Source organism: Streptomyces sp. NPDC007164 (genome assembly GCF_040634135.1).
Classification (GTDB): Bacteria; Actinomycetota; Actinomycetes; order Streptomycetales; family Streptomycetaceae; genus Streptomyces; species Streptomyces sanglieri.
Genome location: NZ_JBEYFB010000011.1, coordinates 38,182 through 58,838, shown reverse-complemented (window position 1 = coordinate 58,838; position 20,657 = coordinate 38,182). Strand labels below are relative to the sequence as shown.

Annotated in this window: 16 protein-coding genes; 12 read left to right on the top strand and 4 right to left on the bottom strand. The window is 71.2% G+C overall.

The genetic code is table 11. The annotated features are described in order from the left end of the window. Window positions 1-39: 39 nt before the first annotated feature. Window positions 40-402: an ATP-binding protein gene (locus ABZ622_RS16830; RefSeq protein ID WP_360543968.1), complete on the top strand. Its 363-nt coding sequence runs from the start codon at window positions 40-42 to the stop codon at window positions 400-402. An 80-nt stretch (window positions 403-482) separates the two neighbouring features. Here ABZ622_RS16830 and ABZ622_RS16825 read toward each other — a convergent pair whose 3' ends face one another. Together ABZ622_RS16825 and ABZ622_RS16820 are read right to left on the bottom strand one after the other, a co-directional pair. Beyond that, entirely contained in the window at window positions 483-1,559 is a 1,077-nt protein-coding gene (locus tag ABZ622_RS16825; RefSeq protein ID WP_124721288.1) for a DUF2637 domain-containing protein, read from the bottom strand. Between the two features lie 192 nt (window positions 1,560-1,751). Next, window positions 1,752-2,600: a (2Fe-2S)-binding protein gene (locus ABZ622_RS16820; RefSeq protein ID WP_360543741.1), complete on the bottom strand. Its 849-nt coding sequence runs from the start codon at window positions 2,598-2,600 to the stop codon at window positions 1,752-1,754. 146 nt (window positions 2,601-2,746) lie between these two features. Here ABZ622_RS16820 and ABZ622_RS16815 point away from each other — a divergent pair, with 146 nt between their 5' ends. Further along, window positions 2,747-3,496, top strand: coding sequence for a GntR family transcriptional regulator (locus ABZ622_RS16815; protein WP_360543739.1), 750 nt, complete (start codon window positions 2,747-2,749; stop codon window positions 3,494-3,496). A 67-nt stretch (window positions 3,497-3,563) separates the two neighbouring features. Here ABZ622_RS16815 and ABZ622_RS16810 read toward each other — a convergent pair whose 3' ends face one another. Beyond that, entirely contained in the window at window positions 3,564-4,349 is a 786-nt protein-coding gene (locus tag ABZ622_RS16810) for a hypothetical protein (protein ID WP_360543737.1), read from the bottom strand. A 162-nt stretch (window positions 4,350-4,511) separates the two neighbouring features. Continuing rightward, window positions 4,512-6,263: a PucR family transcriptional regulator ligand-binding domain-containing protein gene (locus ABZ622_RS16805; RefSeq protein ID WP_360543735.1), complete on the bottom strand. Its 1,752-nt coding sequence runs from the start codon at window positions 6,261-6,263 to the stop codon at window positions 4,512-4,514. Between the two features lie 261 nt (window positions 6,264-6,524). On the opposite strand from ABZ622_RS16805, the gene ABZ622_RS16800 reads away from it, so the two are divergent. From ABZ622_RS16800 to ABZ622_RS16755, 10 genes are all read left to right on the top strand, one after another. Beyond that, a complete protein-coding gene (locus ABZ622_RS16800; RefSeq protein ID WP_360543733.1) occupies window positions 6,525-7,415 on the top strand; it encodes a xanthine dehydrogenase family protein subunit M in 891 nt (296 codons plus the stop codon). A gap of 2 nt (window positions 7,416-7,417) precedes the next feature. Next, window positions 7,418-8,011 (top strand): (2Fe-2S)-binding protein, encoded by a 594-nt coding sequence (locus ABZ622_RS16795; protein ID WP_360543731.1) that lies wholly within the window; start codon window positions 7,418-7,420, stop codon window positions 8,009-8,011. 2 nt (window positions 8,012-8,013) lie between these two features. Next, window positions 8,014-10,398, top strand: coding sequence for a xanthine dehydrogenase subunit D (gene pucD, locus ABZ622_RS16790; RefSeq protein WP_360543729.1), 2,385 nt, complete (start codon window positions 8,014-8,016; stop codon window positions 10,396-10,398). A gap of 385 nt (window positions 10,399-10,783) precedes the next feature. After that, window positions 10,784-12,235 (top strand): NCS2 family permease, encoded by a 1,452-nt coding sequence (locus tag ABZ622_RS16785; RefSeq protein WP_360543727.1) that lies wholly within the window; start codon window positions 10,784-10,786, stop codon window positions 12,233-12,235. Window positions 12,236-12,289: 54 nt separating this feature from the next. Beyond that, window positions 12,290-13,441, top strand: coding sequence for an XdhC/CoxI family protein (locus ABZ622_RS16780; RefSeq protein ID WP_360543725.1), 1,152 nt, complete (start codon window positions 12,290-12,292; stop codon window positions 13,439-13,441). 104 nt (window positions 13,442-13,545) lie between these two features. Beyond that, window positions 13,546-17,304, top strand: coding sequence for a S8 family serine peptidase (locus tag ABZ622_RS16775; RefSeq protein WP_360543723.1), 3,759 nt, complete (start codon window positions 13,546-13,548; stop codon window positions 17,302-17,304). Between the two features lie 244 nt (window positions 17,305-17,548). Beyond that, a complete protein-coding gene (locus tag ABZ622_RS16770; RefSeq protein ID WP_360543721.1) occupies window positions 17,549-17,851 on the top strand; it encodes an urease subunit gamma in 303 nt (100 codons plus the stop codon). Continuing rightward, on the top strand, window positions 17,848-18,168 hold the full coding sequence (ureB, locus tag ABZ622_RS16765) for an urease subunit beta (RefSeq protein ID WP_360543719.1): 321 nt from the start codon (window positions 17,848-17,850) through the stop codon (window positions 18,166-18,168). The genes ABZ622_RS16770 and ureB overlap by 4 nt, the downstream gene beginning before the upstream one ends. A 44-nt stretch (window positions 18,169-18,212) precedes the next feature. Beyond that, on the top strand, window positions 18,213-19,916 hold the full coding sequence (locus ABZ622_RS16760; RefSeq protein ID WP_360543717.1) for an urease subunit alpha: 1,704 nt from the start codon (window positions 18,213-18,215) through the stop codon (window positions 19,914-19,916). Continuing rightward, window positions 19,916-20,581: an urease accessory UreF family protein gene (locus tag ABZ622_RS16755; protein WP_360543715.1), complete on the top strand. Its 666-nt coding sequence runs from the start codon at window positions 19,916-19,918 to the stop codon at window positions 20,579-20,581. The genes ABZ622_RS16760 and ABZ622_RS16755 overlap by 1 nt, the downstream gene beginning before the upstream one ends. Window positions 20,582-20,657 lie beyond the last annotated feature (76 nt).

Here is a 20,657-nt window from a genome sequence, read left to right as displayed (position 1 = left end):
GGGGCGCGGGACCGGCAGCCGGTCCGGCTGCACCGCAGACTGGCCCGCACCGACCTGGCATCCGTGGGCGAAGTCAGATGCGCGTTACGGGAGTTCCTGCGCTACCGGTGGAAGGAGGAGCCGGCCCGGGTGGCGGAGCTCCTGCTCAGCGAGCTGGTGACCAACGCGCTGATCCACACCCGGCACGGCGCGGTCGTCACGGCGAGCGTGGCGCCCGCCAGGTTACGGGTGGAAGTGCGGGACTTCATGCCCGGACTGCCCCTGTCGTACGTACCGGACGCCGACGACGGTACGCACGGCCGGGGGCTGCTCCTGGTACGGAGTCTCGCGGACGCCTGGGGCGTCGGCGCTCACGCGCTGGGCAAGGTCGTCTGGTTCGAACTGGACGGCGAAATGTCCTGACCGGGCATCAAGACCGGTAAGGGGACAGCGAAAAGCCCTGACGGACCGGAAGGGACCGGGCCGTCAGGGCCTTGCCGGCGTCAGCCGAACTGCTGCTCCAGATCTTTCAGTTTCCGCTCCAGCGAATCGAGCCGGGGCAGCGCCTGGGTGTCGTCCTCGGCGGTGAGGTCGACGGTGACCGGATCATTGGGGCTCCGGTCCGAGCTGCCGGTGCTCGGACCCGTCACGGCTTGCAGGGATGGCCGGGGGCGCAGAGGCAGTTGTCCCGGCTCGGATATGGCGGGCTCCACGACGGACTGCGCGGAGCCCGGCGTGGCGGCCAGTGCCTGGACATCCACCTGGGTGCCGCCCCGGCCGACCCGGCGCCAGGCCCGGTTCTGCCGGTTCAACGCCTTGATGTGGGCCCGGTCCAGCTTCTCCTGGTCCTTCCTGCGGAGGCGGTTCTGCTCCTTCTCCCGCCTGTCCTCACGTACCTCGTCGACCGCCTCGTCCAGCGTGCGTACGCCCTCCAGCAGCATCAGCGACCAGGCGCCGAAGGTTTCCCGGGGGGCGCGCAGCCACCGTACGATCCGGATCTGCGGCAGCGGGCGGGGAACCAGGCCCTGCTCGCGCAGCGCGGCCCGGCGGGTCTGCTTCAGTGCCCGGTCGAAGAGCACGGCCGCCGAGAGCGACATCCCCGCGAAGAAGTGCGGGGCGCCGGCGTGGTCGATGCCGCGCGGAGCGTGCACCCAGTTGAACCAGGCGGCGGCACCCGCGAACGTCCACACGAGCAGGCGCGAGCCGAGCGCCGCGTCACCGTGGCTGGCCTCGCGCACCGCCAGTACGGAACAGAACATGGCCGCCCCGTCGAGGCCGAACGGGACCAGGTACTCCCAGCCCCCGGAGAGGCCGAGATTCTGCTCGCCGAAGCCGACGAGCCCGTGGAAGGAGAGCGCGGCGGCGACCGCCGCGCAGCAGAACAGCAGGACGTACGAGGCGGTGGCGTACATGGCCTCCTTGCGTCTGCGGCGCTCCTCGCTGCGTTCCCAGCTGTCGTCGGCCGCGGATGTGTCAGCGGCACGCTTGCCGCGTGCGACCACCGCCACCGCCGCCAGGACTCCCACGAGCAGCACGGCGCCCGGAAGCAGCCAATTCAGCGATATGTCGGTCAGTCTCATGCGCGGTCCCTTGCAGTGCGTAGGGCATTTCGGGCGCCATGATTGCCGAAACCCCGTCGTGCACACGGGGGTTTCGGGGCAAGAGAACGCCATTGGGTCGGCACGGCGTACGGATGACGGGGATCCGGTCGAATGACCGTACGCGTCCGACGAGTTGCGTTCGAATTGTACTACTCGCGCGGGTGGTGTTGATCAGTGAGCGGGCGTCAGCTTCCGCACCCGGTCGGCGTCACAGGTGCGCGGACACGTGACGCAGGTTTCCTCGGGGCGCAGCGTGTAGAAGAGGCAGCAGCTCGCCCGGTCGCGGGTGGGCAGCGACTCGCCGTTCGGCCCGGTCAGTTCACGGAAGCCCGCGTTGCCGACGTACGGCTTCGTGGTACCCGGCAGCAGCGCCTCCAGCTCCGCCATCGCCCGCCGTTCCTCGCCGAGCAGATGGGCGATGTACCAGAGGCCCTCGACGATCTCGTCCGTCGCCATCCCCCACAGCGCGCGCCGGCCGCGCCGCATCCGCGGTCCGAAGCCGTCGAGCACCGGGCCGATGTGGTCGGCCACCGCCGCCAGCACCTCGGCCCGCAGCGCGGCCTCGTCGGGCACCACCCGGGCGCCCGGCAGCACCGCGGCCGGATCGTCCGGCAGGCAGGCGAATTCCTTCACCCGGAGGGTCAGATGGCCCAGCGCCCGCTGGAACGACACGTCCGCGACGGGGACCCGGGGCACCCGCCGGTGCAGGAACCAGGGCACCGTCACCAGCAGACAGGCGGGCCAGGCGTAGCGGTGCAGTCCGAAGCTGGCGACCACGTCGGGGCGGGGCTGCTGCCCGTAGTCCCGGACCACCTGGGCGTGGTCCCAGCCGAGGAAGGCGTCGAGCGCCGGGCCCCCCGCGGCGAGCTCGGCCGCGCCCACCCAGCCGGAACCGCCGGGGGCGGTCTCGTCGTCCGCCAGCACCTGGGCACGCAGGCCCGGAAAGACCTCCGCGAGGCGCGCGTAGGCGTCCGTCACGGCGGACGCCGTGGTGCCGGGGAGCAGGGCGGGGAGTGTCATGCAGGGACCACCGAATCGCGACCGTTTGCAGGTTAGCCTTACCTTACCCGAACGGATCGATGTTTGAACTGCGGCGCCCTGCGCCTATCGTGCACAAGGGGCATGGCGCACGCGAGCCGCGCCCACGGCAGGCCGAGGAGGTCCGAGTGGAGCAGCGCAGAGCGCGTGAGGCGTACGGGACCGCCGCGCCCGCGACCGCCCCGGCGGTCGTCCGGGTGCCCGAACAGGCACGCGGCGAGCACACTCACAGCGAGCCGGCTGCCCCGCGGCCGGCGGTGCAGCGGCACTCCGTACGCGGCCAGGTCCTGGAGGCCCTGCGCGCCGCCCTGGTCGACGGCCGGCTGGTGCCGGGCCAGGTCTACTCCGCCCCCGCCCTCGGTGCCCGGTTCGGGGTCTCCGCCACCCCGGTCCGCGAGGCGATGCAGCAGCTGGCCGTCGAGGGCGCTGTCGAGGTCGTGCCGAACCGGGGGTTCCGGGTGTCCGAGCGCGGCCCGCGCGAGCTCGCCGAGCTGGCCGAGGTACGGGCCCTGATCGAGGTCCCCGTGATGCTGCGGCTGGCCCGTACCGTACCGCCCGGCACCTGGTGCTCCCTGCGCCCGCTGGCCGACGCCACGGTGGCCGCCGCGGCCGTCGGCGACCGGGCGAGCTACGCCGAGTCCGACCGGGCCTTCCACGGCGCCGTACTCGCGCTCTGCGGCAACGAGCAGCTGGTGACGGTCGCCGACGAGCTGCACCGCCGCTCCCAGTGGCCGCTGGAGAACAACCCCGCCACCCGCCGCGCCGACCTCCTCGCCGACGCCGCCGAACACACCGCGCTGCTCGACGCGCTGATCGCCCAGGACCTGCCCGTCGTCCACTCGCTGGTGCGCGAGCACTTCGCCGGCGCCGAGGTCTGACAGTCCGGGACCGGCCGGTCCCGGCCGGGCGATGTCCGGCCGCCCGAGGACCGGCCGGACATCGGCCTCAGTTCGCCTCGACGGTCTCCGCGGGCGGCGGGTCCAGATGCGGGGCCAGCCACGTCGGTACGCCGCCGAGCAGCCGGAACAGCCGGCCCGCCTCGGCGCGCAGCCGGGTCGCCAGCTCGGGCTCCGGCTCGGAGTCCGCGAGGGCGATGAGGGCCGGGGCCGTACCGATCAGATAGCCCAGCTCCTCCCTTATCCGCAGGGACTCCGCGAAGCCGTGCCGGGCCTCCGCCAGTTCGCCCTCGCGCAGGGACAGCAGGGCGAGATGGCGCCAGGTGGAGGAGAGCAGCAGCGCGTCGCCCTGGGCGGTGGCCCCGGCGTGGGCCCTGCGGTACGCGGCGCGCGCCGCCTGCGGCGAATCGGCGATGTTCTGTGCGATCAGGCCCCGCCGGAAGTCCAGCAGCGGTCGGCCCGGTGCGGACGGGGCGAGCAGCGCCGCGGCCCGGCTCAGGGCGACGCTGGCCTCGTCGGCCCGGTCCCGTACCCCCAGGAGTGTCGACGCGTAGGCCAGATGGCCGCGTTCACAGGCGGCCGCGCCGCGTTCGGCGTCGTCGTGGGCCAGCGCCTCCGCGGTGCGCAGGGCGTCCTCGGCGTCGGTCCAGCCCGTCGCGGTGTACAGGCACCGTTCGGTCAGCAGGGCGGTCCGCTGGAGCGCGGCGGCCGGATCGGTGGCGGCGCCGGGTTCGAGCAGCGCGGCGGCGTCCGTCCAGCAGGCGCGTGACCGCAGCCGCCATACCGCTGTCTGGAGCGGCGGATCGTCATCTGCTGTCGTTCCGGAACCAGACATGGCGGTATGCGCCACATTGCCCTCCCCGAGCGCGCCATCGAGCTGTTGGGTCTGGCGGCATCTCAGCACGGATCCGTATGCCGGGCCAAGGGTTCGTTCAATCTCAGGTGAAAGATTTCACAAACGAACGGAGCGGCCAACAGCCGTGACAGGGCCGGGAAATCAGCTCATACGCAGGGCGAGGAAGAAATCGAGCTTGTCCTCCAGCCGCGAAAGATCGCGTCCCGTCAACTGCTCGATTCGTCCGACCCGGTAGCGCAGCGTGTTGACGTGCAGGTGGAGCCGGGCGGCGCAGCGGGTCCAGGAACCGTCGCAGTCCAGGAATGTCTCCAGCGTGGGGATGAGCTCCGCGCGGTGGCGCCGGTCGTAGTCGCGCAGCGGATCGAGCAGGCGTGCGGTGAACGCGCGGCGCACGTCGTCCGGCACGAACGGCAGCAGCAGCACGTGCGAGGCCAGCTCGTGGTGGCCGGCCGCGCAGACCCGGCCGGGGCGGGCCGCCGCCACCCGTCGGGCGTGCCGGGCCTCCTCCAGGGCGCCACGCAGCCCCTCGGGTGAATGGACGGCCGCGCTGACACCCAGTGTCAGCCGCCCGTCGTCGGCGAGGCCCGCGGAGAGCGGTTCGCGGACCGCGGCCAGCAGCACATCGGCGTGGAGCGCCGGGTCCTGGTCCGGTCCCTCGGCGCGCTCGCCGTCCCGGTCCGGTGCGGGCGCGCCGACCGCGGGCAGCGGTACGAGGGCGACGGCCTCCTCACCCGTGTGGGCGACCGCGATCCGGTCCGCCGAGTCGGGGCCGGTGACCGCGGGGTCGACCAGGATCTCCTCCAGCAGCGCCTGGGCGACCGGGCCGCCCGCGATCCCGGAGCCCGAGGCGCCGGAGCCCGCCTGGGCGCCGCCTGCGGCCCGGCCCTCCGCGTCGCCCCACTCGACCCGCGCCACCACGACCTGCCAGTGCGGCGCGCTCCCGAGCCCCGGCAGCAGCACCGGGGCCGCGACGCGCAGCCTGGCGGCGATCTCGGCCGGCGGGGCGCCCGTCTGGACCAGCTCCAGGACCTCCTGGGCGAGCCTGCGGCGTACCGTACGGGCCGCGTCGCGGCGGTCCCGCTCGACGGCGATCAGCTGGGTGACGCCCTGGAGCAGGTCCAGCCGGGCCGGCGGCCAGTCGCTCGCGTCCGCCTCGACCGCCAGCAGCCAGTCCGAGAGCACCGACTCACGGACGTCGCGGGAGGCCGGGAGGGCGCCCCGGCCGGTGTTCCGGATCGGGAAGAGCGAATACGCGGTGCCGTCGACCGTGGCCCGGTGCGGAGCGCGGCGGCCGGTGCGGGTGGCGGCCAGATGGTGGCCGGCGAGCGCGGCGCCGACCGGGCCGGGCAGTGACGTTTCACCGGCGCCCGCGATCTGCCTGCCGGTGGGGGAGAGCACCCAGGCGTGCAGGTCGAGGTCGGTCCCGAGCAGATCGAGCACCACCTCGGGGCCGCCGCCCGCCGGGCCCGAGGTCATCAGCCTGCGGTGCCGGTCCACGACCGCCGCCAGATCGCCGGCCCGCTCCCCGGACACCTGGCGCACCACATGCTCGGTGATCGTTGCGAACGCGACGGTCTCATGGACGGCGAAGAGCGGCAGCCGGTGCCGCGCACAGGCCTCCACCAGATCGGCGGGGATGTCGCCCAGCTCCGCCTCGCCCGCCGCGAGCCCGGCGACACCGGCACCCGCCAGGATCCGTACGAACGGCTCCGAGTCCGCCGCGTCCCGGCGCCAGGCCAGACCCGTGAGGACCAGCTCGCCGCCCGACAGATAGCGGCTGGGATCCCGCAGGTCGGTGGTCATCACGCCGCGGACCGAACGGTCCAGCTCGTCCTCGCCGCCGAGCAGCCGCAGGCCCAGCGCGTCGGTCTCCAGCAGTGCGCGCAGCCGCATCTCGTCGCCGCCGATCTCTTTCGTTGGTGCGGGTGAAAACTGGGTATTGCGGTGAGGTCACCGAACCCCGCCATTCGTTCGAATCTACAAGACGAGGAGATCGGCCAGCCAACTCCTTCATGGTTTCGGTGACTGCACCGGGTGGAGCACGGCTTGTGTACTTGGCCCCACACCGCGTTAACAACACATGAACGACAAGCCGAGGGCCGGCCGCACACCGCCCCCCAGTGAACGACCCGATTGAGAAGAAGAGAGCCACTCATGGACTTCCTTCGCCCCGCCAGCTGGGAGGAGGCGCTCGCCGCCAAGGCCGAGCACCCGACGGCTGTGCCCATCGCGGGTGGCACCGATGTGATGGTCGAGATCAACTTCGACCACCGGCGGCCCGAGTACCTCCTGGACCTGAACCGCATCGGAGAGCTGACCGAGTGGGAGGTGGGCCAGGAGAACGTACGGCTCGGCGCCTCCGTCCCGTACAGCCACATCATGGAGCACCTGCGCGCCGAGCTGCCCGGACTGGCGCTCGCCTCGCACACCGTCGCCTCGCCGCAGATCCGCAACCGCGGCGGCGTCGGGGGCAACCTGGGCACCGCCTCGCCCGCCGGTGACGCCCACCCGGCGCTGCTCGCCGCGGGCGCCGAGGTCGAGGCCGAGTCCGTACGCGGGACCAGGATGATCCCGATCGACGCCTTCTACACCGGCGTCAAGCGCAACGCCCTCGCACCGGACGAGCTGATCCGGGCCGTGCACATCAAGAAGGCCGACGGCCCGCAGCAGTTCTCCAAGGTCGGCACCCGCAACGCGATGGTCATCGCCGTCTGCGCCTTCGGCCTCGCACTGCACCCCGGGACCCGCACGGTGCGCACCGGAATCGGATCGGCCGCCCCCACGCCCGTACGGGCCAAGGAGGCCGAGGAATTCCTGAACGCCGCACTGGAGGAGGGCGGGTTCTGGGACAGCCGCGCGATCATCACACCGTCCGTCGCCAAGCAGTTCGCCGCGCTCGCCGCGGGCGCCTGCAACCCCATCGACGACGTGCGCGGCACCGCGAGCTACCGCAGGCACGCGGTCGGGATCATGGCCCGCCGCACCCTCGGCTGGACCTGGGAGTCGTACCGCGGCAACGGCCGCAGCACCGAAGGAGCTGCCTGATCATGCGCGTCAATTTCACGGTCAACGGCCGCAGGCACGAGGCGGACGACGTCTGGGAGGGCGAGTCTCTCCTCTACGTGCTGCGCGAACGGATGGGCCTGCCCGGCTCGAAGAACGCCTGCGAACAGGGCGAGTGCGGCTCCTGCACGGTCCGCCTCGACGGCGTCCCGGTCTGCTCCTGCCTGGTCGCGGCCGGCCAGGTGGAGGGCCGCGAGGTCGTCACGGTGGAGGGCCTCGCGGACTTCGCCGCCCACCGCTCCGAGCAGCACCCCGGCAGCGGCTGTGCCTCCGGCGCGTGCGGCACGGCGCTCGACAGGGCCCGGCGGTGGGAGGCCGGGCCGGTCGGCGAGGAGAGCCGGAACACCGGTGAACTCTCCCCGATCCAGCAGGCGTTCATCGATGCCGGGGCCGTCCAGTGCGGCTTCTGCACCCCCGGACTGCTGGTCGCCGCCGACGAACTGCTGGAGCGCAACCCGGAACCGTCCGATGCGGACATCCGCGAGGCGCTCTCCGGCAACCTCTGCCGCTGCACCGGCTACGAGAAGATCCTCGACGCGGTCCGCCTCGCGGCCGCCCGCGCGGAAGAGACGGTCTGACGATGGGCGTAACCGGCAACCCCACCAGCATCAACCAGGGCACCCGCACCAAGGGCGGCATCGGCGAGTCCACGCTCCGCCCCGACGGCATCCTCAAGGTCACCGGGGAGTTCGCGTACTCCTCCGACATGTGGCACGAGGACATGCTCTGGGGCCACACCCTGCGCTCCACGGTCGCGCACGCCGAGATCGTCTCCATCGACACCTCGGAGGCGCTCGCCACGTCCGGCGTCTACGCCGTACTCACCTACGACGACCTGCCGAGCACGGTGAAGAACTACGGCCTGGAGATCCAGGACACCCCGGTCCTCGCCCACGGCAAGGTCCGCCACCACGGCGAACCGGTGGCGCTCGTCGCCGCCGACCACCCGGAGACGGCCCGCCGCGCCGCCGCGAAGATCAGGATCGACTACCGCGAACTGCCCGTCATCACCGACGAGGCCTCCGCCACCGCCCCCGACGCGATCCTCGTCCACGAGGGCCGCGACGACCATCACGCGGGGCACGTACCGCACCCCAACATCGTCCACCGCCAGCCCATCGTCCGCGGCGACGCGGACGCGGCGGCGGCCCGCGCCGATGTCGTCGTGAGCGGCGAGTACGTCTTCGGCATGCAGGACCAGGCCTTCCTCGGCCCCGAGTCCGGTCTGGCCGTGCCCGCCGAGGACGGCGGTGTCGACCTGTACGTCGCCACCCAGTGGCTCCACTCCGACCTGCGCCAGATCGCACCGGTCCTGGGCCTGCCCGAGGACAAGGTCCGCATGACGCTCTCCGGCGTCGGCGGGGCCTTCGGCGGCCGCGAGGACCTGTCGATGCAGATCCACGCCTGCCTGCTCGCCCTGCGCACCGGCAAGCCCGTCAAGATCGTCTACAACCGGTTCGAGTCCTTCTTCGGCCATGTCCACCGGCACCCGGCGAAGCTCTGGTACGAGCACGGCGCCACCCGCGACGGCAAGCTGACACATATGAAATGTCGCATTGTGCTGGACGGCGGCGCCTACGCATCCGCCTCCCCGGCCGTCGTCGGCAACGCCTCCTCACTCTCCGTCGGCCCGTACGTCATCGACGACGTCGACATCGAGGCCGTCGCGCTCTACACCAACAACCCGCCGTGCGGCGCCATGCGCGGCTTCGGCGCGGTACAGGCATGCTTCGCCTACGAGGCCCAGATGGACAAGCTCGCCGCCGAACTGGGCATGGACCCGGTCGAGTTCAGGCAGCTCAACGCCATGGAACAGGGCACCCTGCTGCCGACCGGACAGGTCGTCGACTCGCCCGCCCCGGTCGCCGAACTGCTGCGCCGGGTCAAGGCCAGGCCGCTGCCGCCCGAGCGGCAGTGGGAGGTGGCCGGAGAGCAGGCCGACGTACGGGCGCTGCCCGGCGGACTCTCCAACACCACTCACGGCGAAGGCGTGGTGCGCGGCATCGGCTACGCGGTCGGCCTCAAGAACGTCGGCTTCTCCGAGGGCTTCGACGACTACTCCACCGCCCGGGTACGCATGGAGGTCATCGCCGGTGAGCCGGTCGCCACCGTGCACACCGCCATGGCGGAGGTCGGGCAGGGCGGCGTCACCGTGCACGCCCAGATCGCCCGTACCGAACTCGGCGTCTCGCAGGTCACCATCAACCCGGCCGACACCCGGGTCGGCTCGGCCGGCTCCACCTCCGCCTCCCGGCAGACCTACGTCACCGGCGGCGCAGTCAAGCACTCCTGCGAGGCCGTCCGCGAGAAGGTCCTGGAGATGGGGCGCCGCAAGTTCGGTACGTACCACCCCGCCTGGGCCACCGCCGAACTGCTCCTGGAGGGCGGCAAGGTCGTCACCGACGGCGGCGAGGTGCTGGCCGACCTGGTCGACGTGCTGGAGGACGAGGCGGTCGACATCGAACTGGAGTGGCGCCACCGGCCCACCGAGGCGTTCGACCTGCGCACCGGACAGGGCAACGGCCACGTCCAGTACTCCTTCGCCGCCCATCGCGCGGTCGTCGAGGTCGACACCGAACTCGGCCTGGTCAAGGTCATCGAACTGGCCTGTGCCCAGGACGTCGGCAAGGCGCTCAACCCGCTCTCCGTCGTCGGCCAGATCCAGGGCGGCACGATCCAGGGCATGGGCATCGCGGTGATGGAGGAGATCGTCGTCGATCCCACGACCGCGAAGGTCAGGAACCCGTCCTTCACGGACTACCTGCTCCCGACGATCCTCGACACGCCGACCATCCCCGTCGACGTGCTCGAACTCGCCGACGAGCACGCCCCGTACGGGCTCCGTGGCATCGGCGAGGCCCCCACCCTGTCGTCGACCCCGGCCGTCCTCGCGGCGATCCGGAACGCGACAGGTCTGGAGCTCAACCGGACGCCGGTACGCCCCGAGCACCTCACCGGCACCTGAGCCGCGGCTCCGACCGAACTCTCCGGGCGGTGCGTGCCTCCCAGGAACGTCGCACTTCCGTCGCCCGCACCGCCCGGAGATCCGCAGTACCGCAACACGGCAGTACCGCAGTGCGGGTGACGCCGCACCGCAGTGCGGGTGACGCCGCACATGTAACACGTCACACCACACCGTGCGTGCTGCGCCACACGGCCAGTACCACGTCACATCGCCAGCACCAGTGCTACGTCACACCGCCAGCTCTACGTCACACGTCACATTCCACCCTGCATGAACAGTTCGTCTCGGGCCGTCCCCCGGGTCGTGCCGCCAGCGCAGTCATCCCAAATCCCGCATATCGATTCTTCATCGCGGGTGCCCCTGTGAACCTTGGGAGTCAGGCATCATGACCCAGCAGTCAGTGGAGCCCAGGACAAGTGCGGAAGACGCGGGCTCAGGCTCGCGCGTACCCGCCGGAAGATCCTGGCTCGACCGGTACTTCCACATCTCCGACCGTGGCTCCACCGTCGCACGCGAAGTGCGCGGCGGCATCACCACCTTCATGGCGATGTGTTACATCCTCCTGCTCAACCCGCTCCTGCTGTCCGGGCCGGACGCGGCGGGCCACCGGCTCAGCCACGCCGGACTGATCACGGCGACCGCCCTGGCCGCGGCCGTCTCCACCCTGCTGATGGGCTTCATCGGCAAGGTGCCCCTCGCCCTCGCCGCGGGACTCTCCGTCTCCGGCGTGCTCGCCACCCAGGTGGCACCCCACATGACCTGGCCGCAGGCCATGGGCATGTGCGTGATGTACGGCGCAGTGATCGTGCTGCTGGTCGTCACCGGGCTGCGCGAGATCATCATGAACGCGATACCGCTGGCCCTGAAGCACGGCATCACCATCGGCATCGGCATGTTCATCGCGCTGATCGGCCTGGTCAACGCCGGCTTCGTCGGCAAGGGCGCTCCCGTCACGCTCGGCACCGGCGGGCAGCTCACCGGCTGGCCGGTACTGCTCTTCTGCGTCACTCTGCTGCTCATCTTCATGCTCCAGGCCCGCAATGTGCCCGGCGCGATCCTGATCGGCATCGTCGTCGGCACGGTCCTCGCCGTCCTCGTCAACGCGGTCACCGACATCAGCCCCAAGGCGTGGGGCGGCAGCGCACCCGAACTGCGGGGCAGCGCGGTCTCGATGCCCGACTTCGGACTCTTCGGGCATGTCGAGTTCGGCGGCTGGGGCGACATCGGCGTGATGACCGTCGGCGTGATCGTCTTCACCCTGGTGCTGGCCGGTTTCTTCGACGCGATGGCGACCATCATCGGGGTCGGCACCGAGGCCGGACTCGCCGACAGCAAGGGCCGGATGCCCGGCCTGTCCAAGGCACTGTTCATCGATGGTGCGGGCGGTGCGATCGGCGGCGTCTCCGGGGCGTCCGGCCAGACCGTCTTCATCGAGTCCGCGACCGGCGTCGGCGAAGGCGCCCGCACCGGCCTGTCCTCCGTCGTCACCGGTGTGCTCTTCGCCGCCGGACTGTTCTTCACCCCGCTCGCCCAGATCGTGCCGGGGCCGATCGCCGCCGCCGCGCTCGTCGTCATCGGCGCGATGATGATGCAGAACGCCCGCCACGTCGACTGGAGCGACCGCGCCGTCGCCGTGCCGGTCTTCCTGACCGTGGCGCTGATGCCGTTCACCTACTCGATCACCGCCGGTGTCGGCGCCGGGGTGATCTCCTTCGCCGCGATCAAGGCGGCGCAGGGAAAGTTCCGTGAGGTGGGCGTCTTCATGTGGGTACTGACCGGAGTGTTCGTCGTGTACTTCGCGCTCAGCCCGATCGAGAGCTGGATCGGCGCCAAGTAGTACCTGTCCGCACCGGGCCCCGCCCCTCCGCACACCCGTAGAAGGAGAAACGCCATGCTGGACATCGCCGAGGAGCTCAACCGGTGGGTCGAGCAGGGACGCGAATTCGCCGTGGCCACCGTCGTGGCGGTCGGCGGCAGCGCGCCCCGGCAGCCCGGAGCCGCGCTCGCCGTCGACCGCGACGGCACGGCGATCGGATCGGTCTCCGGCGGATGTGTGGAGGGCGCGGTCTACGAACTGTGCGAGCGGGCGCTGACCGACGGCGCCGCGGTGCGCGAACGGTTCGGCTACAGCGACGAGGACGCCTTCGCGGTCGGACTGACCTGTGGCGGCGTCATCGACATCCTGGTGACACCGGTCGGTGCGGACGACCCCGCTCGGGTGGTGTTCGCCGCCGCGCTCGCCGCCGCCGCCCGGGGGACGGCGGCGGCGCTCGCCAGGATCACCGACGGGCCGGCCGAACTCCTCGGCCGCCCCCTGCTCGTCCGTTCCGACGGCTCGTACGAGGGCGGGCTCGGCGGTCATCCGGAGCTGGACCGCACCGCCGCGGCCGACGCCCGCGCCATGCTGGACGCCGGCCGCACCGGCCCCGTCACCATCGGCACCGACGGCTCGCGCTGCGGCCGGCCGATCACCCTGCTCGTCGAATCGAGCGTCCCGCCGCCCCGGATGATCGTCTTCGGGGCCATCGACTTCGCCTCGGCGCTGGTCCGGGCGGGCAAATTCCTCGGGTACCACGTGACATTGTGCGACGCCCGTCCGGTCTTCGCCACGAAGGCCCGCTTCCCCGAGGCCGACGAACTGGTCGTCGACTGGCCGCACCGATATCTCTCGGCGACCGAGGTCGACGCGCGCACCGTCCTGTGCGTCCTCACCCACGACGCCAAGTTCGATGTCCCGCTGCTGGAACTGGCGTTGAAGCTGCCGGTCGCCTATGTCGGGGCGATGGGGTCGCGCCGCACCCATCTGGAGCGCAACGACCGGCTGCGCGACATCGGAGTCACGGAGCTGGAACTGGCCAGGCTGCACTCTCCGATCGGCCTCGATCTCGGAGCACGCACCCCTGAGGAGACTGCGCTGTCGATCGCCGCGGAAATCGTCGCCGACCGGCGCGGCGGCAGTGGCGTACCGCTCAAGGGCGCGCACACCCCGATCCATCACGAGGCCGGCCCGCCGCCCGCCGGAGTGATCACTTCCGTGGCCTGAACCAACCCCCGGAACCCGGCCGCTCAGGGCGGGTTGCCGCCACGGCGGTTTCACGCCAGGTGCTAACTCAGCCGTAGCCATGGTTTTGCCGGTAGATCAGCAGCATGACTCCTTCACCTTCCTCCGCCTCCGGCCGGGCGAGATCCGCCCGTACCGGGCGCAGAGCGCTGCTGCTGGCGACCACGGTCGCCCTCATGAGCGGCGCTCTGGTTCCCGCGGCCGGCGCCGCCTCCGCCGCGGGCGCGGACACGCCCCGGCCCGCCGACCGCCATGTCCCCTCCGTCCAGGAGTACGACATCACCCTGCTCACGGGCGATGTCGTGCACTACACCGACGGCGCAGGCAAGCAGGACACCGTCACCGTGGACCGCCCCGACAGCGCGGTCGGCGGGGTGCACGTCCAGCAGGCCGGCGACGACATCTACGTACTGCCCGACGAGGCCACCGCGCTGCTCGCGGCCGGGAAACTGGACCGCAGGCTGTTCAACGTCTCCGCGCTCGCGAAGATGGGGTACGACGACAAGCGGTCGGGCGGCATCCCGTTGATCGCCACCTACCCGGAGGGCAAGGGCCGTTCACTGCCCGCCGCCCCGCGGGGTGCCGAGAAGGTCCGTACCCTCGAAAGCATCCACGGCGCCGCGCTGAAGGCGGACAAGGACACCGCCCGCACCTTCTGGAACGGCATAGCCACCGCCCCCGCGTCCCGTTCGCTGGACGGCGGCATCACCAAGCTCTGGCTCGACGGCCGGGCCGAGGCGGCGCTCAAGGACTCCGTGCCGCAGGTCAACGCCCCGCAGGCCTGGGCCGAGGGGTACGACGGCAAGGGCTCCAAGGTCGCCGTCCTGGACACCGGCATCGACGCGACGCACCCGGACGTCAAGGACCGCATCCTGGAGACCAGGAGCTTCGTGCCGGGCGAGGAGGTCGTCGACCGCAACGGCCACGGCACCCACGTCGCCTCCACGATCGCGGGCTCCGGCGCGGCCTCCGAGGGCGTCAACAAGGGCGTCGCCCCGGGCGCCGGCCTGATCGTCGGCAAGGTGCTCAGCGACGAGGGCTCCGGTGCCGACTCCGGCATCATCGAGGCCATGGAGTGGGCGAAGGCCGAGGGCGCCGACGTCGTCTCCATGAGCCTCGGCTCCAGCGTCCCGGACGACGGCTCCGACCCCATGTCCCAGGCCGTCGACGCCCTTTCCGCCGATGGCGGTCCGCTGTTCGTGATCGCCGCGGGCAACGCCTACGGCGCGGGCACCATCGGCTCGCCCGGCTCGGCGCAGAAGGCGCTCACCATCGCCGCCGTCGACAAGCAGGACAACCGCGCGGACTTCTCCTCGATGGGCCCGCTGGTCAGGTCGTACGGTCTCAAGCCCGACCTCTCCGCACCGGGCGTGGACATCAACGCGGCCGCCTCCCAGTCGGTCCCGGGCATCGAAGGCATGTACCAGTCGATGTCCGGTACGTCGATGGCGACCCCGCACGTCGCGGGCGCGGCCGCGATCCTGAAGCAGCGTCACCCCGACTGGTCCGGTCAGCGGATCAAGGACGCGCTGATGAGCTCGTCCAAGCAGCTGGCCCAGTACACCCCGTACGAGCAGGGCACCGGCCGGCTCGATGTGAAGGCGGCGGTCGACACCACGATCGAGGCCACCGGATCCGTCCCGGTCGCCTCCTACGACTGGCCGCACTCCCCGTCCGACCCGGTCGCCGAGCGGACCGTCACGTACCGCAACACGGGTACGAAGGACATCACGCTCGACCTGGCGACGGACACGGACGCCGACGCCTACACCCTCTCGGCGAAGCAGCTCACCGTCCCGGCCGGCTCCACCGCCGAGGCCGTGCTCTCGCTGGACCCGTCGAAGGTCGCGAACAACACCCAGTTCTCCGGCCAGGTCCTCGCCAAGGACGCGGCGGGCACCACCGTCGCCCACACCGGCTTCGCCCTGAACAAGGAGCAGGAGCTGTACGACCTGAAGCTCCAGCTCCGCGACCGGGGCGGCAAGCCGATGGACGGCTTCGTCGTCCTCGGCGCTCTCGGCGACCCCCAGCTGATGCCGGCCCAGGTGTCGGGCGAGACCACGCTCCGGCTCCCGCCGGGCAACTACACCGCGTGGACGGCCGCCGACATCGCCGGTGACCGCGCGGACTCCAAGGCCCTCGCCTTCCTCGCGGCGCCCGAGATCATCCTGGACAAGGCGTCCACGGTCACGCTCGACGCCTCCAAGGCCCGCAAGGTGAGCGTGCGGACGCCCAAGGAGACCGAGACCCGGCAGCTGCGCTATGACATGGCACGTACCGCACCGGACGGCACCGTCCAGCGCGACGCGTACCAGATCCCGCTGACGTACGACCAGCTGTGGGCGAGCCCCACCAAGAAGGTCACCCAGGGCAGCTTCTCGTTCCTGACCCGCTGGCGGCAGGGCGAGAAGCTGATCGATCTGACGGCCGGCGGCCGTGATGTCCCGGTGGCCGTGCAGGGCGGTTCGCCGGTCGCGGAGAGCGGTACGCAGAAGCTCACCGCCGTCTTCGCGGGCAACGGCGCGGCGGCCGACTACAAGGGCCTGAACGTCAAGGGCAAGGCGGTCGTCGTCCGCCGCAGCGACGCGGTCGCCCCCGAGGACCGGGCCGCGAACGCGGTGGCCGCCGGCGCCAAGGCGCTCTTCGTCGTCAACGACGGCGACGGCGTCGCGATGGAGACGTACGCCCCCTACGGCACCGAGACCGCCGTCCCGGTCGCCTCGGTCCAGCGCCTCGCGGGCGAGAAGTTGATCGAGTCGGCCCGGCACGGCTCGAAGGTGACGATCGAGCAGCGCAGGTTCGCCCGCTACGTGTACGACCTGGTCGACCGCCACGACGGCGTCGTCCCGGACCGCTCGCTGGCGTACACCCCGTCGGCCCGTCAGCTGGCGAAGGTGAAGAACACCTTCTACGGCCACAAGAGCGTGCTCGGCGGCGGCTACCGCTACGACATCCCGGACTACGGACCGGGGATCGGCTTCGAGGAGTACGAGAAGTTCCCCGGCACCCGCGACGAGTGGGTCACCCCGCTGCCGGGTGCCTCCTTCTGGTACGAGAACCACTCGGTCCTGAACGCCGACGAGAGCGGTTTCGCGCAGGAGATGCGCAGTGGCGAGCTGGACTACACGGCGGGCCGCACCTACCCGGCCCAATGGTTCGCGCCGATCACCCGGCCTCGTCTCGGCACCGGCTACTGGGGCCCGTTCCGTTCCGTCTACAACGACATCCAGTTCAACTTCACCCCGTGGACGGACTCGGGCGCGGGCCACACGGGCGCCATGCCGCAGGACGAGTACGACACCACCACCACGGCCTTCTACCAGGGCGACACCCTGATCAAGAAGGTCGCGGGCCGGGCCGGCTTCGCATGGGACGTCTCGGCCGAGAAGCTGCCGTACCGCTTCGTGCTCGACTCCGCCCGCGACGGCGACCAGTGGCGGACGTCGACCCGTACTCACACGGAGTGGAACTTCGTCTCGGGTGCCATGGACGAGAACGGCCCGTTCCAGGCCGACATCCCGATGCTCCAGCTGGACTACCGGGTCGACACCGACCTGGCCGGTGACGTCAAGGCCGGCAAGTGGACCGAGGTCGGGCTCTCCTCTGGTACGCAGGAGTGGCTGGACGGTGCGGTGAAGGCCTCCGGGGCCTCGCTGTCGGTCAGCTACGACGACGGGAAGACCTGGGAGGCGGTGCAGCTCCACAAGGACGTGGCCGGTTCCTGGACCGCCCGGTTCAAGACCCCGAAGAAGGCCGGCGCGTTCGTCTCGCTGAAGGCGCACGCCGAGGCGGCCGACGGGCTGGGCGTCGACCAGGAGATCATCCGGGCCTTCGGCCTGAAGTGACCTGCTGAGCTCTGCTCTTGAGGCGGCCGCACACCCCACGCCGGGGCTGTGCGGCCGCCTCTCTTTACTGTTTCTTGATGGACAAAATTTGTCTACTTTGCCCGTATATGGTGGGCGATAAGGGCAGAAAGGGACTTATCGCGGAGCGGTGCAAGTTGCCACGGCGCGGTCGGGAGGCTTATAAGAGGAACGTGGCCAGGGCGATTCCGGGAATTCCGGGGACTGCCGCCATGGAGGTTTCCCAATGTTTCTCACTCCGTCCGACACGGAGAAATTGCTGCTGAGCGTCGCCGGAATGGTCGCTCGTGACAGGCGGGATCGTGGCGTTCGGCTCAACTACCCCGAGGCTGTCGCGCTGCTCTCCTGCTGGGCCGTGGAACGCGCCCGCGAGGGTGCCCGCGTCAGCGACCTGATGACCGCGGGACGGAATGTCCTCACCCGCGCTGACGTGCTGGAAGGTGTCCCCGAGATGCTGCATGACGTCCAGGTCGAGGCGACCTTCCCTGACGGGCGCAAGCTCGTCACGATCACCTCGCCGATCCCGTGATCCCCGGTGAGATCCGGACCGGGTCCGGTGAACTGAAAATCAATGACACTCGTACTCAATTGCATGTGACCGTGGTGAATGACGGCGATCGCCCCATTCAGATCGGCTCACACCTGCATTTCCCCGACGCAAATCCGGCACTTTATTTCGACCGGTCCGCGACCGAAGGATTCCGGCTCGACATTCCTTCCGGTACTTCTCTGCGTTTCGAGCCCGGAGTGGGCGCCGAGGTCACCCTCGTCGAGCTGGGAGGCCGCCGCAGGGTGCCCGGCATCGTCGTTCCGGGCACCCGCGCCGCCCGAACGGATGGCATGTGACATGGCGCAACTCACCCGCGCCGCCCGAACGGATGGCATGTGACATGGCACGAATGACCCGCGCCGCCTACGCGTCGCTCTACGGCCCCACCACCGGCGACCGCGTCCGCCTCGCCGACACCGACCTCTGGATCGAGGTCGAGGAGGACCGCTGCTTCGGCGGCGACGAGGCCGTGTTCGGCGGCGGCAAGTCCATCCGTGAATCCATGGCCCAGTCCACCGCCGCCCGCGCCGACGGCGCCCTCGACCTCGTGATCACCAATGTCGTCGTCCTCGACCACTGGGGCATCGTCAAGACCGACGTGGGCGTCCGGGCCGGCCGCATCGTCGCGCTCGGCCGCTCCGGAAACCCCGACATCAGCGACGGCGTCCACCCCGACCTGGTCATCGGACCCGGCACCGACGTGGTCTCCGGCGAGGGCCGCATCCTCACCGCCGGAGCCGTCGACACCCACGTCCACTTCCTCATGCCTCAGACCCTGCACGAGGCCCTCGCCACCGGCACCACCACCGTCATCGGCGGCGGCACCGGCGCCACCGAAGGTTCCAAGGCCACCACCGTCACCCCGGGCGCCTGGAACCTCGCGATGATGCACCGGTCCCTGGACCGCGTCCCGCTCAACGTCATGCTCTTCGCCAAGGGTTCCACCGTCGGCGAGGAGGCCCTGCGCGAGGCGGCGCTCGGCGGGGCCGGCGGCTACAAGGTCCACGAGGACTGGGGCGCCACCCCCGCCGCCATCGACGCGGCACTGAAGGCCGCCGACGCGCATGGCCTCCAGGTCGCCCTGCACGCCGACAGCCTCAACGAGGCTGGCTACGTCGAAGGAACCCTCGACGCGATCGCCGGACGCGGCATCCACGTCTTCCACGCCGAGGGCGCCGGCGGCGGCCACGCACCCGACATCATCACCGTCGCCTCCCACCCCAACATCCTCCCGGCGTCCACCAACCCCACACTCCCGCACACCGTCAACACCGTCGCCGAACACCTCGACATGCTGATGGTCTGCCACCACCTCAACCCGCGCGTCCCCGAGGACCTGGCCTTCGCCGAGTCCCGCATCCGCGCCACCACCATCGCCGCCGAGGACGTCCTGCACGACATCGGCGCACTCTCCATCACCTCCTCGGACGCCCAGGCCATGGGCCGCATCGGCGAGGTCATCTGCCGCACCTGGCAGGTCGCGCATGTGATGAAGCAGCGCTTCGGCGACCGCGGCAGCGAACTGCCCGCCGACAACGAACGCGCCCGCCGCTACGTCGCCAAGTACACGATCTGCCCGGCGGTCGCCCACGGCATCGACCATGTCGTCGGCTCCGTCGAACCGGGCAAGCTCGCCGACCTGGTGCTCTGGGACCCCGCCTTCTTCGGCATCCGTCCCGCCGCCGTCATCAAGGGCGGCATGGTGGTGTACGCGCCGCTCGGCGATGCCAACGCCGCGATCCCCACCACCCAGCCCGTCCTCATGCGACCCACCGCCGCCGCCGAGGCCGCCCCGCATCTCTCGGTCAGCTTCGTTGCCCCGGCCGCCCTGGACGACGGACTGGCCGAACGACTCGGTCTGGTACGGGAGTTGGTCGCCGTACGCCCCACCCGCCACCTCACCAAGGCAGACCTGCCGAACAATACGGCGCTCCCCGACATCGACGTCGACCCGGAGACCTTCGCCATCCGGATCGACGGAGAGCTCGTGGAGCCCGCACCCGCCACCGAACTGCCGCTGGCCCAGCGGTACTCCATGTTCTGATGGCGGGCCTGGCATCCTTGCTGCTCGGCGACGGACGGCTCCCGGTCGGCGCGTACACCTACAGCGCGGGACTCGAACCGGCCGTCGCGGCAGGCCTCACCCGTGACCGGATACCCGCCCTGCTGCGGGCCCGGCTGCACACCGCGGCCATCACCGAGGCGGCCGCCGCGGTACTCGCCCTGCGGGCCGCCGGACGGGAGCCGGTGGACTACGGCCCCGTGCAACAGGCCCTCGGCGCCCGGACCCCTGCCGCGCCCCTGCGCGAGGCATCGGCGACGCTCGGCCGCGGTGTGCGGCGCCTTGCGCGCAGGCTCGATCCCGGTCACCCGGCGGTCACCGCCCTGGCCGGGATCGGCGCCCGCCCGCTGCGGCCGGTGGCCCTCGGCGCACTCGGGGCCGTCCTGCGGGTGACGGAGGAGGAGCTGGCGCGGGGCGTCGTCTACGACGAACTGCAGACCATCACCTCCGCGGCGCTCAAGCTGCTGCCCGGCGACCCGCTGGACTCGGTCGCCTGGATCCTCGACGCCGAGCCGCACGCGGCGGCCGCGGTGGCCGAGGCCCTCGCGGTACGGACCCCGGCCGCACTGCCCGCCCGTACGCCCCCGCTCACCGAACAGTGGGCGCTCGAACACGCACAACGAGAACGGAGACTGTTCCTTGCCTGACCAGTACCTCGACACCACGCCCGACCGGCACCCCGACACCACGCGCGACACCACGCCCGACCGGCACCCGGACACC